Origin of the sequence: Fodinicurvata halophila (genome assembly GCF_042651425.1) — a bacterium.
GTDB lineage: Bacteria > Pseudomonadota > Alphaproteobacteria > Kiloniellales > DSM-21159 > Fodinicurvata > Fodinicurvata halophila.
On record NZ_JBHSCW010000001.1, the window covers coordinates 755,205 to 773,167 of the forward strand.

16 protein-coding genes and 1 tRNA gene are annotated in these 17,963 nt (G+C 63.1%); 12 read left to right on the top strand and 5 right to left on the bottom strand.

The features are described 5' to 3' along the window. Positions 1-54: 54 nt before the first annotated feature. Together ACFOW6_RS03505 and ACFOW6_RS03510 are read right to left on the bottom strand one after the other, a co-directional pair. The gene (locus ACFOW6_RS03505) at positions 55-195 is read right to left on the bottom strand and encodes a hypothetical protein (RefSeq protein ID WP_382420940.1); all 141 of its coding nucleotides are present in this window, start codon (positions 193-195) and stop codon (positions 55-57) included. A 173-nt stretch (positions 196-368) separates the two neighbouring features. Beyond that, positions 369-1,538: a helix-turn-helix transcriptional regulator gene (locus ACFOW6_RS03510; protein ID WP_382420941.1), complete on the bottom strand. Its 1,170-nt coding sequence runs from the start codon at positions 1,536-1,538 to the stop codon at positions 369-371. Positions 1,539-2,099: 561 nt separating this feature from the next. On the opposite strand from ACFOW6_RS03510, the gene ACFOW6_RS03515 reads away from it, so the two are divergent. Then, the gene (locus tag ACFOW6_RS03515) at positions 2,100-3,902 is read left to right on the top strand and encodes a trypsin-like serine protease (RefSeq protein WP_382420942.1); all 1,803 of its coding nucleotides are present in this window, start codon (positions 2,100-2,102) and stop codon (positions 3,900-3,902) included. A gap of 100 nt (positions 3,903-4,002) precedes the next feature. Here ACFOW6_RS03515 and folE read toward each other — a convergent pair whose 3' ends face one another. Continuing rightward, complete coding sequence (folE, locus tag ACFOW6_RS03520) at positions 4,003-4,617, bottom strand: GTP cyclohydrolase I FolE (RefSeq protein WP_449267349.1); 615 nt, start codon at positions 4,615-4,617, stop codon at positions 4,003-4,005. Positions 4,618-4,773: 156 nt separating this feature from the next. Beyond that, on the bottom strand, positions 4,774-5,166 hold the full coding sequence (gene apaG / locus ACFOW6_RS03525; RefSeq protein ID WP_382420943.1) for a Co2+/Mg2+ efflux protein ApaG: 393 nt from the start codon (positions 5,164-5,166) through the stop codon (positions 4,774-4,776). Between the two features lie 173 nt (positions 5,167-5,339). On the opposite strand from apaG, the gene ACFOW6_RS03530 reads away from it, so the two are divergent. From ACFOW6_RS03530 to greA, 4 genes are all read left to right on the top strand, one after another. Beyond that, a tRNA-Gly gene (locus ACFOW6_RS03530) sits at positions 5,340-5,413 on the top strand. A 28-nt stretch (positions 5,414-5,441) separates the two neighbouring features. Beyond that, entirely contained in the window at positions 5,442-6,437 is a 996-nt protein-coding gene (gene dgcA, locus ACFOW6_RS03535; RefSeq protein WP_382420944.1) for an N-acetyl-D-Glu racemase DgcA, read from the top strand. Positions 6,438-6,586: 149 nt separating this feature from the next. Beyond that, positions 6,587-9,847, top strand: coding sequence for a carbamoyl-phosphate synthase large subunit (gene carB, locus ACFOW6_RS03540; protein ID WP_382420945.1), 3,261 nt, complete (start codon positions 6,587-6,589; stop codon positions 9,845-9,847). A 115-nt stretch (positions 9,848-9,962) separates the two neighbouring features. Then, on the top strand, positions 9,963-10,439 hold the full coding sequence (greA, locus tag ACFOW6_RS03545; RefSeq protein WP_382420946.1) for a transcription elongation factor GreA: 477 nt from the start codon (positions 9,963-9,965) through the stop codon (positions 10,437-10,439). A 36-nt stretch (positions 10,440-10,475) separates the two neighbouring features. Here the strand turns inward: greA and ACFOW6_RS03550 are convergent, their stop codons facing one another. Further along, positions 10,476-10,976, bottom strand: a complete 501-nt coding sequence (locus tag ACFOW6_RS03550) for an Lrp/AsnC family transcriptional regulator (protein WP_382420947.1) — start codon at positions 10,974-10,976, stop codon at positions 10,476-10,478. A 334-nt stretch (positions 10,977-11,310) separates the two neighbouring features. On the opposite strand from ACFOW6_RS03550, the gene ACFOW6_RS03555 reads away from it, so the two are divergent. The 7 genes from ACFOW6_RS03555 (at position 11,311) to ACFOW6_RS03585 (ending at position 17,960) form a co-directional block, all read left to right on the top strand. Further along, positions 11,311-11,673 (top strand): helix-turn-helix domain-containing protein, encoded by a 363-nt coding sequence (locus ACFOW6_RS03555; protein WP_382420948.1) that lies wholly within the window; start codon positions 11,311-11,313, stop codon positions 11,671-11,673. Between the two features lie 223 nt (positions 11,674-11,896). After that, positions 11,897-12,862 (top strand): thioredoxin-disulfide reductase, encoded by a 966-nt coding sequence (trxB, locus tag ACFOW6_RS03560; protein WP_382420949.1) that lies wholly within the window; start codon positions 11,897-11,899, stop codon positions 12,860-12,862. A gap of 192 nt (positions 12,863-13,054) precedes the next feature. After that, positions 13,055-13,942, top strand: a complete 888-nt coding sequence (locus ACFOW6_RS03565) for a LysR family transcriptional regulator (protein WP_382420950.1) — start codon at positions 13,055-13,057, stop codon at positions 13,940-13,942. 421 nt (positions 13,943-14,363) lie between these two features. Further along, the gene (locus ACFOW6_RS03570) at positions 14,364-14,561 is read left to right on the top strand and encodes a hypothetical protein (protein ID WP_382420951.1); all 198 of its coding nucleotides are present in this window, start codon (positions 14,364-14,366) and stop codon (positions 14,559-14,561) included. A gap of 73 nt (positions 14,562-14,634) precedes the next feature. Then, complete coding sequence (locus ACFOW6_RS03575; protein ID WP_382420952.1) at positions 14,635-15,738, top strand: PA0069 family radical SAM protein; 1,104 nt, start codon at positions 14,635-14,637, stop codon at positions 15,736-15,738. A 370-nt stretch (positions 15,739-16,108) separates the two neighbouring features. Next, positions 16,109-16,750, top strand: a complete 642-nt coding sequence (locus ACFOW6_RS03580; RefSeq protein ID WP_382420953.1) for a ribonuclease HII — start codon at positions 16,109-16,111, stop codon at positions 16,748-16,750. Positions 16,751-16,922: 172 nt separating this feature from the next. After that, positions 16,923-17,960, top strand: coding sequence for a site-specific DNA-methyltransferase (locus tag ACFOW6_RS03585; protein WP_382421010.1), 1,038 nt, complete (start codon positions 16,923-16,925; stop codon positions 17,958-17,960). The last annotated feature ends 3 nt before the right edge of the window (positions 17,961-17,963 follow it).

The window sequence follows — 17,963 nt, forward strand, 5'->3', positions numbered from 1 at the left end:
GAAAACGGTCCGAGGGATGATGCGCGCGCATGGTAAGCGCGGAGCCGGAACTTGTCAGCCTGGAATGCATGGACGCAATGCAAGCCGGCATTCCTGGGCGTAGCGCTCCAGGTTGGCCGTGAAGTCGCTGTCGGCGGGATCCGCCATGGCGCCCCGGGTCTTCGCGATATTGATCTGTGCCAGATGGTAGTGCATTGGCCTGTCCCCCTGCCGGCTCGTCCAATCGGAGCAGCTTAGCGCGACGCCGCAGCAGCGTGAAGCCATGAAGCGAAAGCGATGTTCGCCCGGCAGAGAGTTGGAGAACAGGCATGCATCGCCTGAACGTCGAGAATGGCTCGAAGCAACGGGAGAAAGCTGTAGGCCCTTGCTCAACCCCGGAAAGCCCCAATCTGGTCGACATGCCCATCGTCCGCCGCCAGCAGACGGACCAACTCGGCTTGTCGCTGCACGCCGGTCTTGGCAAAGACACGCATCAGATGCGTGCGTACTGTCGAGGGCGAGATCCCTAGCCGGTCCGCCGCCGCCTTGCGGCCGTCGCCCTTGAGGATTTCCAGCGCGAGAGTAGCTTCAGCGGGGGTCAGGTCGAATCTCTGCCGCAAATTCTCCTTGAAGTGCTCACGATCCTGCTCCGGGTCCGTAATGACAAGCACCGCGACCGGCCGAATCATACCCAGGAAGCTACAGCCATAGCGGGCCGTCTTCGTCCCAAAGGGCAGGACCTCGGCTGTTACGGGCATCCCTCCAGCCCTGTGGGCAATTGTCACCGCACCACCGGGATCGAGCTTGCCAGGCAGAGGCTCGGCGCAGGAAGTGACGAGATGCTCGAGCGTCGCGGCAGCATTCGGGTCGCTCGCCGTAAGCGAACCGCTCTCCAGGCGGAAAGCGCCACCTTCGCCGAACAAGGTCTCGGCATAGTGATTGGCGAAGAGCACCCGCCTTGCCGCATCCACCAGGATTATTCCTTTGTTCTGGTTGTGACGCGTAAGGGCCAGTTCGGCTTCAAGGGCCAGTGAACCGAGCTCGTCCTGAATGGAAACCATTCGCACCAGGTGAGGGGCAACCATCCGGAAAAGAGCAATTTCGTCGGGATCGAAATCATCCTTGTAGCTCGGCTTGTGAACGCCACAGATGCCCCAACTCCCATCTTGGATGGAGAACTTGACGACCAGGCTTGCCTGGCCGATTCCTTGCGGACGGCACCATGTGTTGAAGAACTCGCTGCAGCCGAAGTCATCCGGCGCGACCATCTGTCGAATGTCTCGCGTCTCGGCGCAGGGAGCCGCGAGAAGCCCAGCCCGCAACAGCTCCCAGCCGCGTTCCCTGTCAGCCCAGTAGTCCTGAAAGCTTTTCACGAATGCTGGGTCGCGACGCGGTGCCACCATGGAAAACGAGTCATGGCGAGGCGCTTCCGAGAAGTAGCATTCTTGTACACAGCCCACCGCCTTGCTCAGGTCAACCAGAGCATCCGGTAACGCTGTCGGCTCGAGTACAGCGTCATAGATCTGGCCTATCAGTGTCAGCGCCATCTCGTAGCGCATGAGTGAACTTGCCTTCTTCTTTCTGTGGCCTCACCGGCCACATCCGACCTACACGGCTCGTTCAGCGCACTTCGGCGTCAATCTTATCAACGGCAATCTAACCAAGCGAGACAGGATTGCCCAGCCTTCCCCAGCAGGGAATCTGTGGCGCAGATGCAACGCTCCTGGCAAGAGTCTTCCCCATCAGACACCTGTCGGACGCGCCGCTCTCAAAGATGAAGGACAAAGAGTCGGATTCAGCCACTGGCGGGCAACCGGCCGCATTCGCGAGCCGGTAACCGCGGGTGTCGCCAGGACCGGCAGCTGAGGATCAAGGCGCTTGGGAGCAGGAAATGAGGTCCTTACGCCGTCTATGCTTTGCTGTTGGCTTCATGGGCATGACCGGAACATCCAGGCTCGACGCGGAGTCGATGGCGAGCAACGAAACCGGAGACGGCCCGTGTCGAGAACCGACGGGTGGAGCTGGTCGGTCGATAATCGGCGGTGCGTGACCCATGCGAACGCGTTCCGATCCGGCACCGTCGATAGCTCCCGTGGGCTACAGCTTTGAAGGAGAGCGACATGCCACGTTCAAAGGCAGTTCTTCAAACCGGGCTTCTGGCAGTTTCGATCTGTGCGATGTCCCTTTGTGCTTCACCCCAGGCGCAGGATACTATCGACAGCACGCAGTTCGAACTGTCGAACGCGACACGAGACCTGGACGATCCCATCTCGAATGCCGTGGTTATGGTGGGGGGCGGATGTACGGGCACCCTGATTGCGCCTCGGATCGTCGTCACGGCAGGACATTGCGTGAATCATAGTGCGCCCATGAGCGGCCTTCCCGCCACCAATGACGGTGGCACAGACTGGGAAATGCCCGGGCAATGGTATCCGCTGTTCGATTACGCCAACGGGCTGCGGATACGCTTCGGCAACGACCGCAACAACTTTCAGTACACTGCGCGCGCGCATTTCTACAATCATCCGGGATTTGCGGATGTCATCATGCTCGGCCTCGATAAGCCCGTTCCACTCTCCGTCGCCATACCAATGCCGGTGATGACGGAGGTGCCGGGGGACCGGAATCCTGGCCGGTTCTGGAGAGGCAAGACGTTTACGATGGTTGGCTGGGGCGGTACCGACACGACATCGGCGCCACGCTTCCGTCAGAAAGCTACCGGAACCTACGAGGACTATCCGCATACCTCTTTCGGGACGAGACGGCCCAACCAGATGCTGGTGCGGGGAGCCGGCGGGACACAGGTCATTCCCGGCGATTCCGGAGGGCCGCTGTTCTGGAGCCGGCTGCCCGGCACGTTCCACGCGACCCGTGTTCTCGTAGGTACGGCGCAGGGAACCGAAAGTGTCGGTGGCCGCTATTTCGTCTCATGGGGGCCTGGCGGCACCGATGGCGGCGGGAACGAGCGGCCCGATCTCGGGGCCTGGTACGAACGTGTTCTCCGCGAGGGTGTGGACTGGCAGCCGATCGATCGACGCCTTCCACCCGATACGGAGAATATCGCGGCATGCCATACCGGTGATCTTTACGCCCTGACAGGCAATGATGCCCTGTGGAGAGCCCGTAACCTTGGGGAAGCAGCGTGGCAGCGCCTTCGGCGTCTTCCGGGAGCAAAATCGATCAGCTGTGGCGCGGACATCGTGTACTTCCAGAAGGACAATCGGGAGCTCTGGTATATCACAGGCAGCGGCGATCTCCGGCAGGCAGGCCGACCGCACGCCGCCGACAGGATTGCGGCCACGGAGGACCCGACACTCGACTTTCCGAGGCTGTGGGCCTTGAATGACGACCGGACGCTCTGGGAGAACATGAGCAGTGGCTCAGACGGAGGCTGGGATCGTGTAGGCCGGCCCTACGCGGCACGGGACATTGCCGCTGTCCGCCAAGCACTCTTCGCCGTGAACGATGACGGATCCTTCTGGCGCAATACCGAGCGTGGACAGGATGCTGCGTGGGTGCGGCTCGGCGAGGCACCGGTCGGAATGCAGGATCTCGCTGCGGCCAACGACGGCCAGAGCGATCGCTACTGGTTGGTTGCAGGCGGCACCGACCGCACGCTTCATCGCGGCCGCATCGCGAAAGGAGGCGATATACCGGAGCAGGTACAGGCCCCGGCCTCCAAGATATTCCGGAAGCCCGAGTATGGCGGCTACCGGGTTGATTGGTGCCGAAGGTGGGGAAACGATTGTGGCAAGCCGGCGGCCGATGCCTTCTGTGTGCTCGCCGGGTATGATGAGGCAACGGCCCAGAGTTCGGCACTCAATATAGGAGACCGCTCCCCCACCTATGTCATCGGGGCTGGACGAGTCTGCAGCGACGAGAGCTGCGACGGCTTTGCGCGGATTGTGTGCCGAGCCGACTGAGCGAATCCGGGATCGACGCACAATTCCATCCATGAGGCGCTCGTCCGACCACCGTGCACAGCGGGGAAGTGCCGGATGCCGAAATTGAGTATCTTGGCACTCAGTGGCTGCCCGGCCGGCCCACCAGGGAGAGGAATTCGCGCCGGGTGTCCGGATTGTTGCGGAAGGCGCCCAGCATGCGGCTGGTTACCATGCCCACACCGGACTTGTGCACCCCGCGGGTGGTCATGCACTGGTGCTCGGCTTCCACCACAACGGCAACGCCGCGCGGCTCCAGCACCTCCTGGATGGTATTGGCGATCTGTGCAGTCATCTTCTCCTGGATCTGCAGGCGCTTGGCATAGGCCTCCACCACGCGGGCCAGCTTGCTGATCCCGACGACGCGGCGCTTGGGCAGGTAGGCCACGTGGGCCCGGCCGATGATCGGCACCATGTGATGCTCGCAGTGGGACTCGAAATCGATGTCCTTGAGCAGCACGATCTCGTCGTAACCATCGGTCTCTTCGAAGGTCCGGCTCAGGATCTCCACGGGATCGAGGGCATAGCCCGCGAAGAACTCCTCATAGGACCGCACCACTCGCTCCGGGGTGTCCTTGAGCCCCTCGCGCCCGGGGTCGTCCCCGGCCCAGCGAATCAGGGTCTCCACGGCCTTCTCGGCGTCCGTGCGGCTCGGGCGAGCCGGCGTGACGGGCACCTCGCTGGCGGCGGGCTTCACTCGGGATATCTGGCTGCTGTTCACACACACACTCCTTGGCACAGCATTGCGACGGTCCCCGTTTCATAAAGGCATACAGGGCACGAGTCTGGTTCAGACACGCCGGGTATACGCACAGGAACGCTAACAGGATTACAGGCCGTCAGGTGCGGCGAGTCAATTGACCTTCATCTGTTCGTAGGGACTGTCCAGGGAAAAGGCCGGGATTGCGACCTCGAAACGCTCGCCCTCCTGCGTCGCCATCTCGTAGCTGCCCACCATGATGCCGCTGGGCGTGGCCAGGGGCGCACCGCTGGTGTATTCATAGCTGGCACCCGGCTCCAGGACGGGCTGTTCGCCGACCACGCCGGGCCCGCGCACTTCCTCCACATGCCCGTTGGCATCAGTGATCTGCCAATAGCGGTTCAGCAACTGCACCGTTTGCGTGCCTTCGTTGCTGATGGTCACGTGATAGGCCCAGACATACTGATTCTGGTCCGGCGCCGACTGTTCCTCGATGAAGTAGGGCGTAACGGAAACCGTTATGGCACTTGTCGTTTGGCTGTACATCGTCCTGCTTCCACTGCTTCGCATCTCCTGGCACCAGGAATGATGTCTCGTCCCCCCTTGCGCAAGTGGGCATCCGGAGCACCGGAATAAAGGCCTTGTCTTGAAAGAGGTCGGTTGCGTGCTGACATTGCCTTTCGGGCAATCTTGTTGTAGCTGTTCACAAGTGGTGCGCTGCGGGTGTAGCTCAATGGTAGAGCAGCAGCTTCCCAAGCTGACGACGGGGGTTCGATTCCCCTCACCCGCTCCAGTTTTCCCTCCTCGTCCGAAAGCCGGCCATGTCCCGCTCCATTACCCTGAGAACGCATACTGCCTCCTGGCCCATTCGGGGAAGCTTCCGCATCTCGCGCGGCAGCAAGAGCGCGGCCGAGGTGGTCATTGCCGAGCTTTTCGAGGAGGGCGTGCGCGGCCGTGGCGAATGCGTTCCCTATGCCCGTTACGACGAAAGCCTGGAGTCGGTGACCGCCCAGCTTGAGTCCCTGGTCCCGGCCTTCGAAGCGGGAGAGATCACGGACAATCAGGAGATTCGCCAGGCCCTTCCGGCCGGCGCGGCGCGCAACGCGCTGGACTGCGCCTTCTGGGACCTGGAGGCCAAGAAGAGCGGCACCACGGTGTGGACGCTCTGCGGGCTGGAGGAGCCCGAGGCCGTGACCACCGCCTATACTCTGTCGCTGGACACGGCCGACGCCATGGGCCATGCCGCCTCGAACAATGCCGCGCGCCCGCTGCTCAAGCTGAAACTCGCCGGCGAAGGCGATCTCGAGCGTGTTCGCGCGGTCCGGGCCAACGCGCCGGACAGCCGCCTGATCGTCGATGCCAACGAAGGCTGGACGGTCGAGGACTACCACGCCCTGGTGGACGAGCTGGCGGCGCTGCAGGTCTTCATGATCGAGCAGCCCTTTCCCGCCGGCGAGGACGCCAGCCTGCGCAACTTGCCGCGACCCGTGCGGATCTGCGCCGACGAGTCCTGCCACGACACGGCGTCCCTGCCCGAACTGGGCGGCAAGTACGACATGGTGAACATCAAGCTGGACAAGACCGGTGGGTTGACCGAGGCGCTGGAGCTGCGCCAAAAGGCCCGCGCCGAGGGCTACGAGATCATGGTGGGCTGCATGCTGGCCTCGTCGCTGGCCATGGCGCCCGCCCTGCTGTTGGCCCAGGGTGCGGAGATCGTCGACCTCGACGGCCCCCTGCTGCTCAGCCAGGACTGCTCTCCCGGCCTGATCTTCGAGGGCAGCCGCATCCTGCCGCCCTCGCACGCCCTCTGGGGCTGAGCGTCCCGAGGCGGCTTTTTCTCCTGCACCGACCGGCTTCGCCCTTTCCTTCCGGGGCGTCTTCTGGCACATAGCCTGCCTCAGCAGACAGACTTCCGATTCATCTGGCCTCGCGCCGCCTGAGCGCGGCGCAGCTTTCGAGTGCTCGCATGCCGAAAAGAACAGACATCCAATCCATTCTCATCGTCGGGGCCGGCCCCATCATCATTGGACAGGCCTGTGAGTTCGACTACTCCGGTGCCCAAGCCTGCAAGGCGCTCAAGGAGGAAGGTTACCGGGTCATCCTGGTGAACTCCAACCCCGCCACCATCATGACCGACCCCGGCCTGGCCGACGCCACCTATGTCGAGCCCATCACGCCGGAATTTCTCGAACGCGTGATCGAACGCGAACGCCCTGATGCCCTGCTGCCCACCATGGGTGGCCAGACGGCCCTCAATGCCTCTCTCAAGCTGTACGAGTACGGTGTACTCGAGAAATACGGTGTGGAGATGATCGGCGCCGATGCCGACGTCATCGACAAGGCCGAGGACCGCCAGCGCTTCCGCGAGGCCATGGACGACATCGGGCTCAAGAGTCCGGCCTCGCGCATGATCAACAGCTACGACGAAGCCCTGGAGGCGCTCGACCTGGTGGGGCTGCCGGCCATCATCCGCCCCTCCTTCACCCTGGGAGGTACAGGCGGCGGTATCGCGTACAACCGTGAGGAATACGAGGAGATCGTCAAGAACGGACTGCGCGCCAGTCCGACCAACGAGGTGCTGATCGAGCAGTCGGTGCTCGGCTGGAAGGAGTACGAGATGGAAGTGGTCCGCGATGCCGCGGACAACTGCATCATCATCTGCTCCATCGAGAACATCGACCCCATGGGCATCCATACCGGCGACTCCATCACCGTGGCGCCGTCGCTGACGCTGACCGACAAGGAATACCAGCTGATGCGCAACGCCTCGATCGCCTGCCTGCGCGAGATCGGGGTGGACACCGGGGGCTCCAACGTCCAGTTCGCGGTCAATCCCGAGACCGGCGAGATGGTCGTCATCGAGATGAATCCCCGCGTCTCGCGCTCCAGCGCGCTGGCCTCCAAGGCGACCGGCTTCCCGATCGCCAAGATCGCCGCCAAGCTGGCCGTCGGCTATCACCTGGACGAGCTGCAGAACGACATAACCAAGGTCACGCCGGCCTCCTTCGAGCCGACCATCGACTACGTGGTCACCAAGATCCCGCGCTTCACCTTCGAGAAGTTCGCCGGCACCGAGGCCCTGCTCAACACTTCGATGAAATCCGTGGGCGAGGCCATGGCCATCGGCCGCTGTTTCCAGGAGTCCTTCCAGAAGGCCCTGCGCTCCATGGAAACCGGCCTGACCGGCCTGAACGAGGTCGAGATTCCCGGCGCTACCACTGAGGACGGCGAAGTGGACCGCGAGGCCATCCTGACCCATCTGACCAAATCGATCCCGGAGCGAGTGCTGGCGGTGGCCCAGGCCTTCCGGTTCGGACTGCGCGAGGAGGAGGTGCATCGCGCCACCCACATCGATCCCTGGTTCCTGGACCAGATCGCCGACCTCGTGCGCGATGAGGAGCGGTTGCGCCGGAACGGACTGCCGGACAGCGCGGTCGGACTGCTCGCCCTCAAGCGCAAGGGATTCTCCGACGCCCGCCTGGGCGAAATCACGGGCCAGGGACGAGCCGCGACCACGGCGGCGCGCGAGGCCGTGGACGTTCGGCCGGTCTACAAGCGGATCGATACCTGCGCCGGCGAGTTTCCCGCGCAGACCTCCTACATGTACTCGACCTACGAAGGCGGCGACGGCCATACCGCGGAATGCGAGGCCGACGTCAGCGAACGGGACAAGGTCATGATCCTGGGCGGTGGCCCCAACCGTATCGGCCAGGGCATCGAGTTCGACTACTGCTGCGTCCATGCCGCCTATGCCCTGAATGAGGGCGGCTTCGAGACCATCATGGTCAACTGCAACCCGGAAACGGTCTCCACCGACTACGACACCTCGGACCGGCTCTATTTCGAGCCGTTGACCGAGGAGGACGTCATCGCCATCGCCCGCAAGGAGCAGAGCAAGGGTCGCCTGCGCGGCGTGATCGTGCAGTTCGGCGGCCAGACGCCGCTCAAGCTGGCCCAGGCCCTGGAAACGGCCGGCGTGCCCATCCTCGGCACCTCGCCCGACGCCATCGACCTGGCCGAGGATCGCCACCGCTTCCAGCAGCTACTCGACAAGCTGGACCTGAAACAGCCGGCCAACGGCACCGCGCGCACCCTCGAGGAGGCCGTGCGCTGGGCCGAACACATCGGCTATCCGGTGTTGCTGCGCCCTTCCTACGTGCTGGGCGGCCGGGCGATGGAGATCGTCCATGACGAAGGCGAGCTGCGCAACTACATCCGCAACGCCGTGAAGGTCTCCGGCAGCAATCCCGTGCTGATCGACAGCTACCTGCGCGAGGCGACCGAGATCGACGTGGACGCCATCTGCGACGGCGGGGACGTCTTCGTCGCCGGCATCATGGAGCATATCGAGGAGGCCGGCATTCACTCCGGCGACTCGGCCTGCTCGCTGCCACCCTACACGCTGGATGACGACCTCATCGCCGAGATCGAGCGCCAGACCGCCGAGCTGGCACGGGGACTCGACGTGGTTGGCCTGATGAACGTGCAGTTCGCTGTCCAGGACCGCGACATCTACATCCTGGAGGTCAATCCGCGCGCCAGCCGGACGGTCCCCTTTGTCGCCAAGGCCACCGGCGTGCCCGTGGCCAAGGTGGCGGCCAGGGTGATGGCCGGCGCCGACCTGGCGCAGTTCAACCTGGAACGCTCCAAGCGCAGCCATGTGGCGGTGAAGGAAGCTGTCTTCCCCTTCGCACGCTTCCCCGGCATCGACGTGGTCCTGGGCCCCGAGATGAAATCCACCGGCGAGGTCATGGGCATCGACCGTGATTTCGCGCGCGCCTTCCTGAAATCCCAGCTGGGGGCGGGTGTGAAGCTGCCGCAGAGCGGGCGGGTCTTCGTCTCCGTGCGTGACGAGGACAAGCCGCTGAGCACCGAACTGGCCAGCAAACTGATCGCGCTGGGCTTCGGGATCGTCGCCACCAGCGGGACGGCCAGCTACCTGGAGGAACGCGGCCTGCAGGTGGAACGGGTCCAGAAGGTGCGCGAGGGCCGCCCGCACATCGTCGACCGCATGATCGACGGCGACGTCCAGCTGGTGTTCAACACCACGGCCACGCGCAAGGCGATTGCCGACTCCTTCTCGTTGCGGCGCACGGCGCTCACCAACCTGATCCCCTACTACACCACGATGGCCGGAGCCGAAGCCGCCGTGCAGGCGATCGAGGCAGCACGAACCGGTCATCTTGAAGTTGCGCCATTGCAATCGTACTTTAAGGGTTCGTTCTAGGGGCTCGGGGTCTCCGAAACCGGCCGAAACAGCGATTTGAACAAACCCTCGCGGGGTTGGGCCCGGCGGGGTCAGTGGGATTTCCACTGCAATTGCGGAGGATTTTTTCGTCGAGATGAGTGAAAAGGTTCCCATGACGGCCAGCGGCTATGCTCGCCTGGAGGAAGAGTTGAAGCACCTGCGCAGTGTCGCGCGCCCCGAGGTCATCAAGGCGATCGCGGAGGCCCGTGAACACGGCGATCTGTCCGAGAATGCGGAGTATCATGCCGCCCGCGAACGCCAGTCCTTCATCGAGGGGCGGCTCGCCGAACTGGAGGACAAGATCTCGCGCGCCCAGGTCATCGACCCGTCCAAGCTGTCCGGTGATACCGTCATGTTCGGCGCCACCGTCGAGGTCGCCGACGAGGACACGGACCAGGAGTCCACTTTCCAGATCGTCGGCGAAACCGAAGCCGAAGTGAAGGAAGGCCGGATCGCGGTGACCAGCCCCATGGCGCGCGCCCTCATCGGCAAGCAGGAAGGGGAGTCCGTCGAGGTCACCACACCCAAGGGCACCAAGGCCTACGAAATCCTGAAGATCCGGTATATCTGACCGCTACATCCGAACTGGGCCCGCCTCTGCGGGCCCTTATTCGCTTTCCTCCGCCGGCGGCGCCGCCATCTCGTCGATGGGCACGCCCGGCCGGTCGGTGGAGGTGCGAATGACCTGGACGGTCAGGACAGTGGAGACATGTGGCGCCGAGGTCAGGCGCTGGGTCACTTCGTTCTCGTGGGCCGTGTTCCGGGCGACCACCTTGAGGACGAAGTCGTGCGGACCACGGGCCATGTGGCATTCGCGGATTTCCGGCCACGAGGCCATGGTCTCCTCGAACTGCTGCAGTACGATCTCGCTCTGGCTATCGAGTCCGACCAGGGCGAAGAACATGACCTCGAAACCAAGGGCTTCGGCATTGACTTCCGCATGATAGCCCTTGATATAGCCGGTTTCCTCCAGTGCGCGCACGCGTCGCAGGCACGGGGGAGCGGATATGCCCACCCGCTTGGCCAGGTCGACGTTGGTCATGCGCCCCTCCGCCTGGAGGTCCTTGAGAATCCGCATGTCGATGCGGTCCAGCTTGACGCGGGGCATGGAGGGTTCTCCCTTAAGGTGTTTCGGGTGCCCGACAGACGGAAGCCTTCCCTGAAGGCACTTGGACCCGTTTCAGTCGCGGCACGATGAGCTGCGCAAGAATATTACTTCATTCCCCTGCTATGCAAGCCAAGCAATACGAGAGCTCCCCGGCACGAGAGACTTTATGACACGGGAGACACAACGGCGCCTGAAAGTCGATACGCCCATTCGACGAATTTCCTGCAGAAAATATTACCGTTTGTCATCGAAAGGTTGTATGGTAGACCCTGCGTGTATGGCAGTGTGCGTACAATCATAAAATGGAAGACACTACTTTAGGGTAAATAACATCATGTACCACCCAACAGACGTTCATATCGGCCGCAGGATCCGCGAGAAGCGCGTGTCTCTCGGCATGAGTCAGAGTGCCCTGGCGGAAGCTCTGGGAATCACCTTCCAGCAGGTCCAGAAGTATGAAAGCGGGGCCAACCGCGTAGGCGGCAGCCGACTCTGGGACATGAGCAAGGCACTGGGCGTGCCGGTCACCTATTTCTTCGAGGGCCTCTCGGGGCCGGGAAACAAGGCTCCCATGCCCAAGGAACCGCCTCTCAGCCGCCAGAGTCTCGAGTTGGCCCGCGCCATCAACGCCATTCCCGAAGGCGACTTGAAGAACCAGGTGGTCAAGCTGGTCAAGGCCTTCGCCAAGTCGGCGTGAAGGGTGCAGCCATATCAGGTGCTCCCTGGTATTCAATGACTCCGCCGGCATGACTTTCGCTGTGCGGAGTCGGGAAAAATAAAACACACGGCCTTTGGCGCCATGGGTTGTTAGCGGCCTGCGCAGGGACTAGATTGCCTCTCAACAGTGGCATCCCGACGTCCCGCGCAGGGCCGCCGACACCTGTTTCCCGGCGAAACCAGCAGACACGAGCACGAACGTCATGAGCGAGACACAGCACAGCAAGGTTCTCATCCTGGGCTCCGGCCCGGCCGGTTACACGGCGGCCGTCTACGCCGCGCGCGCCAACCTGAAGCCGGTTCTGATCCAGGGTTTGCAGCCGGGCGGGCAGATGTCCATTACCACCGACGTCGAGAATTATCCCGGTTTCGCGGAGGCCATCCAGGGCCCCTGGCTCATGGAGCAGATGCAGCAGCAGGCGCACAACGTCGGCACGGAACTGATCACCGACACCATCGTCAAGGTGGAGCTCGACAGCCGTCCGATCCGCTGCCACGGCGACTCCGGCACGACATACACCGGCGACACGCTGATCATCAGCACCGGCGCCCAGGCCCGCTGGCTGGGCCTGGAAAGCGAATCGCGCTTCATGGGTGCCGGCGTCTCCGCCTGCGCCACCTGTGACGGCTTCTTCTACCGCGGCAAGAAGGTCGCCGTGGTCGGCGGTGGCAACACGGCGGTCGAGGAAGCGCTGTTTCTCACCAACTTTGCCGAGAGCGTGACCCTGATCCATCGACGCGACGAGCTGCGCGCGGAAAAGATCATGCAGGAGCGCCTGTTCCGCCATCCCAAGATCAACTTCATCTGGAACTCTGTCGTCGAAGAAGTGCTGGGTGAGGATAACCCGCCGGGTGTGACCGGCCTGCGCCTGCGCAACACGCAGGACGGCAGCACCCAGGAGATCGAGACCGACGGCCTGTTCATCGCCATTGGCCACGATCCGGCCACCAAGCTGTTCCAGGGACAACTGCCCATGGATGACGAGGGCTACATCATCACCGCGCCCGACTCGACCGATACCGGCGTTCCCGGGGTCTATGCCGCCGGTGACGTCAAGGACAAGGTCTATCGCCAGGCGGTCACGGCGGCGGGTATGGGCTGCATGGCCGCCCTGGAAGCCGAACGCTTCCTGGCGACGCAGGAAGTCACCAGCGCAGCGGCGGAATAGTTCCGGCTTGATGCGCTGCGCCCGCAAGCTGCATTTTAGCCTTTTTCCTTTCAAAACAGATCGCGAACGAACGGATTTTCCTTTAGTGTTCCGTTCCGGTCTCGGAGGAATCCTGGCCGACGAAAATCGTGTGGCTCGAATTTACAACCAAGGGGGGAGGTCCGCCCGTACAGGGATCGGGCCGTTTGTTTCATGGATTGGGACAAGCTGCGCATCTTTCATGCCGTTGCCGAAGCGGGGAGCTTCACCCATGCGGGTGAGGTCCTGAATCTCAGCCAATCGGCAGTCAGCCGCCAGATCAGCGCCCTGGAGGAAAGCCTCAAGGTCCCGCTCTTCCACCGCCACGCCCGCGGCCTGATTCTCACCGAGCAGGGCGAACTGCTCTACCGGACAGCGCACGAGGTCTTTGCCAAGCTGGCCATTACCGAGGCACAGCTGACCGAAAGCCGCGACCGCCCCCGCGGGTTGTTGAAGGTAACCACCACTGTCGCCTTCGGTTCCACCTGGCTGGCACCGCGCCTGCGCCACTTCATGGACCTGTATCCGGACATCGAGCTTCACATGATCCTGGATGACCGTGAGCTGGATCTCTCCATGCGGGAAGCCGACGTCGCCATCCGCATGTCGCCGCCGCGCCAGGGCGACCTGATCCAGCGGCACCTCCTGAACGTCCATATCCAGGCCTACGCCTCGCCGGCCTACCTGAAGAAGCACGGCCTGCCCCAGAGCGTCGAGGAACTGGACAAGCATCGACTCGTGGTCTACGGGCAGGACACCCGGCCGCCCGTTCCCGACGTCAACTGGCTGCTGCGCACCGGGACGGCGACGGGCATGCGGCGGCCCGCCCTCACGGTCAACAACATCTACGCCATCATGCAGGCCATCTCGACCGGAGGGGGCATCGGCAGCCTGCCGGAGTACATGATCCAGGAAGACAGCGACCTGGTGAAGATCCTGCCGGACATGGAAGGGCCGCGGATCGACGCCTATTTCGTCTATCCCGAGGAATTGCGCGGCACCCAGCGTATCGAGGTTTTCCGCGACTTTCTGCTCCGTCAGGTTGCGGATTCGCGCATGTAATCCACTTCCAGGGCGCATATCTGTTGTTTTCCGGCAACAGGTGTGTAGCTATGCGACAGTCGCATGGCCCGTTTGTCCGTTTGTGCATAGACAATCGGCCCGGAAAATCCCATTTTTCCAATCAGACGATGTTGCGACGCAACATCCCTGAGAGCCCGGCGCCAGCGCCGGACTCTAGTCCGGATCCCATCCGGACACAGGGCCTTCGAGCGCGTCCCTCGCGCAGAGGGTCCTACGTCTCCCAGACGTGAAGCCTCCCTGTTCAACTTGCCGGGAACCATTTGGTTCCCGGCTTTTTTTTGGTCTGGACAGTGCCATGTGTCCCGACCCGGAAGCCGTCCTTGATCATGCGACATCCCTTCCCACCTGCTACGCATAGCGCTGAAATTCCTGGCTCACCGGCGACAAGGACCTTCCCACCATGGAAAATTTCACTCTCCAGGAGCGCGAGCTTTATGAAGCCCTGAAGGAATTGCGCGAATCCCTTCTGGAGTTCGAGCGCCATCAGGACAAGCCGGTCACTTGGCCGGAACGGGTCGACAAGGCCTTTCAACGCACGGACGTCGTCCTGCACGAAACGGAGAACAAGGCCGCTTCCAGCCTCGGCAGCGCGGGCTAGCGCCCTGCGGTCGATTGGTGGCCGGGAACAAAATGTTCTTGTTTTGTTCTGACCCTCAGGCTAAGCTGAGGGGATGGACAGGAAACCTCCAGACCCCTCCAGGGAGACTCGGCACCCGGCAGACGGCCCGCGCAAGGGCCGCGGCGCTGTCGGCAACCCCGAGGGACGCTTCGACCAGGAAAGCCGCCGCCGCGAGCACGACGGATGGGACCTGGAGGAAGAGGAGCCCCGGCTGCAAACCGTTGTCTATGCCGACGCGGCGCGCTCCATCCTCTCGCACAACGACTCCCCCGACGTCCCGCTGTCGCGCTCGCTCAATCCCTATCGCGGCTGCGAGCACGGCTGTATTTACTGCTTCGCGCGGCCCAGTCATTCCTATCTGGGCCTGTCACCGGGACTGGACTTCGAAAGCCGCATCTTCGCCAAGCATGCCGCCGCGGACCTGCTGCGGCGGGAGCTCGCAAAACCCTCCTATCAGCCGGAGGTCATCGCGCTTGGCTCCAACACCGACCCCTATCAACCGGTGGAGCGCGAACTGCGTATCACGCGCTCGGTCCTGGAAGTCCTTCGGGAAGCCCGACATCCGGTCACCCTGATCACCAAGTCGACACTGGTGCTGCGCGATCTCGACCTGCTGCAGGCCATGGCTGCCGAGAACCTCGTGCGCGTCTGCCTGTCGATCACCACCCTGGACGGCCGGTTGGCCCGGACCATGGAGCCGCGGGCCGCAAGCCCGCTGAAGCGACTGGCCACGCTCCACAGCCTGAACGAATCCGGCATCCCGGTCACCGTGCTCTCCGCGCCCATGATTCCCGGCTTGAACGACAGCGAACTGGAGTCGATCCTGGAGGCCGCGAGCGAGCGCGGCGCCGACAGGGCGGGCTACGTCCTGCTGCGCCTGCCCCACGAATTGGGCCCGCTGTTCGAGACCTGGCTGGACACACATCTGCCGGAACGAAAAAATCGCATTCTTAAACTTGTCAGAGAGACACGTTCTGGCCATCTTTACGAGAGCCGTTGGGGTACGCGGATGAAAGGTCGTGGAGTTTTCGCCGATCTCCTGCACCAGCGCTTCGAAGCGGCCACGAAGCGGCTGAAGCTGAATCAGATGGAACACTCCTTGGATTGCACTCGTTTCCGCAAGCCCCGAGATCCGCGGCAATTCGAGCTTTTCTAGGAGGTTACGTCATGTAACCGCCGTCTTTAGCAGCGTGCCATGCTGTATATGCATTGCTGCGCTGCAAGATGTAGGTTCCATGACGCATCAGCTTCCTTTATATGAATGCGATAAATTCGTCACAAGGACAGACGCCGATAACACAGGAAGATCTGATGGCCCGGAATCGTAGTGAAAGTGTGAAGAAACCCGAGAGCGACCGCCAGCACGTATCCAAGAAGCGCAAGTGCCTCATGTGCGCGCAAACCTTCAGTTCTGCTTGGCCTGGGGAACGCATCTGCCCCTCCTGCAAGCAGACCCAGGCTTGGAGCGATGGTCACGGCATGGCGGCCTGACGCCGTGACGGGACAGCGCGCACGCGTCTGTCCACATGCCTGACTACAGTCTCGAGACAGAACTCGGTGCCCGCGACGACCGGATAATCGTCGGTCTCGACGAGGCCGGACGAGGTCCTTGGGCCGGACCGGTCGTGGCGGCAGCCGTTTGCCTCTCCCCCGACGCTGCGGAGAGCCCTGCGTTCGAGCACCTCAACGACTCCAAGAAGCTGACCGCGTCACGCCGCACCGCCCTCTGCGAGGCCATCCGCAATAGCTGCGGCTGCGGTATCGGCCAGGCAAGCGTCGAGGAAATCGACAAGCTCAATATCCTGCAGGCCAGTATGCTTGCCATGGAACGAGCTGTGGCCGAGCTGGGAGTCGCCCCTCACGCTGCTCTGGTGGATGGTCTGCACGCCCCCGCTTTGCCCTGTCCGCACCGGGCCCTGCCCCGGGCCGACGGCCTCAGCCTCTCCGTGGCTGCCGCCTCCGTTCTGGCCAAGGTCACGCGCGACCGCCTGATGGAAGAGCTGGACGAAAGCTGTCCCGGCTATCACTGGGCCCGCAATCGTGGCTATGGCACCGCCGAGCACAGGCGGGCCCTGGAACGGCTCGGACCGAGCAGATATCACCGTCGCTCCTTCCGGCCCATACAAGAACTTGTGTCCGGACTTGAAAACAAGACTGTAACTGGTTGATTCTCACGAAAGACTTGACCGCGAATCCTCTCTGACTCAGGATACTCTCCACATCTGGCCACGGGGGGAGTAACGGGGCATGTCTGCGGCTTCAGGAACGAACGATACGCGACACAGCATTGAACGGGACAGCGGCGACGGCCGGCTGCTGGTCGGGGATTCGATAGAATTGATGCGCGACCTGCCGGCCGGCAGCGTCGACATGATCTTCGCCGACCCACCCTATAACATGCAGCTGGGCGGCGATCTCACCCGCCCCGACAACTCGCGTGTGGACGGGGTCGACGACGCCTGGGACAAGTTCGACGACCTCAAGGCCTACGACAGCTTCACCCGTGAGTGGCTTTCGGCCGCGCGCCATGCGCTGAGCGACGACGGCACTCTCTGGGTCATCGGCAGCTATCACAACATCTACCGCGTCGGCAGCCTGCTGCAGGAACTGGGTTTCTGGATCCTCAACGACGTCATCTGGCGCAAGTCCAATCCCATGCCGAACTTCCGCGGACGGCGCTTCACCAATGCCCATGAAACCTTGATTTGGGCCGCCAAGTCCGAACGCACGCGCTATGTCTTCAACTACGAATCCATGAAGTCCCTGAACGACGACCTGCAGATGCGCAGCGACTGGCTGATCCCCATCTGCTCGGGCCAGGAACGCTTGCGCGACAAGGAGGGCCAGAAGGCCCATTCCACCCAGAAGCCCGAAGCCCTGCTGCACCGCGTTGTCATGGCCTCGACCAAGCCCGGACAGCTGGTCCTCGACCCCTTCTTCGGCAGCGGCACCACCGGGGCCGTGGCCAAGCGCCTGCGCCGGCGCTGGATCGGCATCGAGCGCGAGGAAGGCTATGCCAAGCTGGCCCGCAAGCGTATCGATCGCGTGGAGCCGCTCGCCGATCCGGAACTCCTGGAGATCAAGCAGAAGCGCGCGGAGCCGCGCATTCCCTTTGGCTGGCTGGTGGAACGCGGCCTGCTGGAGCCGGGCACCGTCCTCTATGATCCCAACCGCCGGCTGACCGCCAAGGTGCGCGCCGACGGCACCTTGGTCTGCAGCAGCCCCCAGGGCGACCATCACGGATCGATTCACAAGGTGGGCGCCGCCGTCCAGGGGGCCACCGCCTGCAACGGCTGGACCTTCTGGCACCTGAACGTCGAGGGACGCTCCGTGCCCATCGACGTGCTGCGCCAGAAGCTGCGCGCCGAACTCAACTGAACG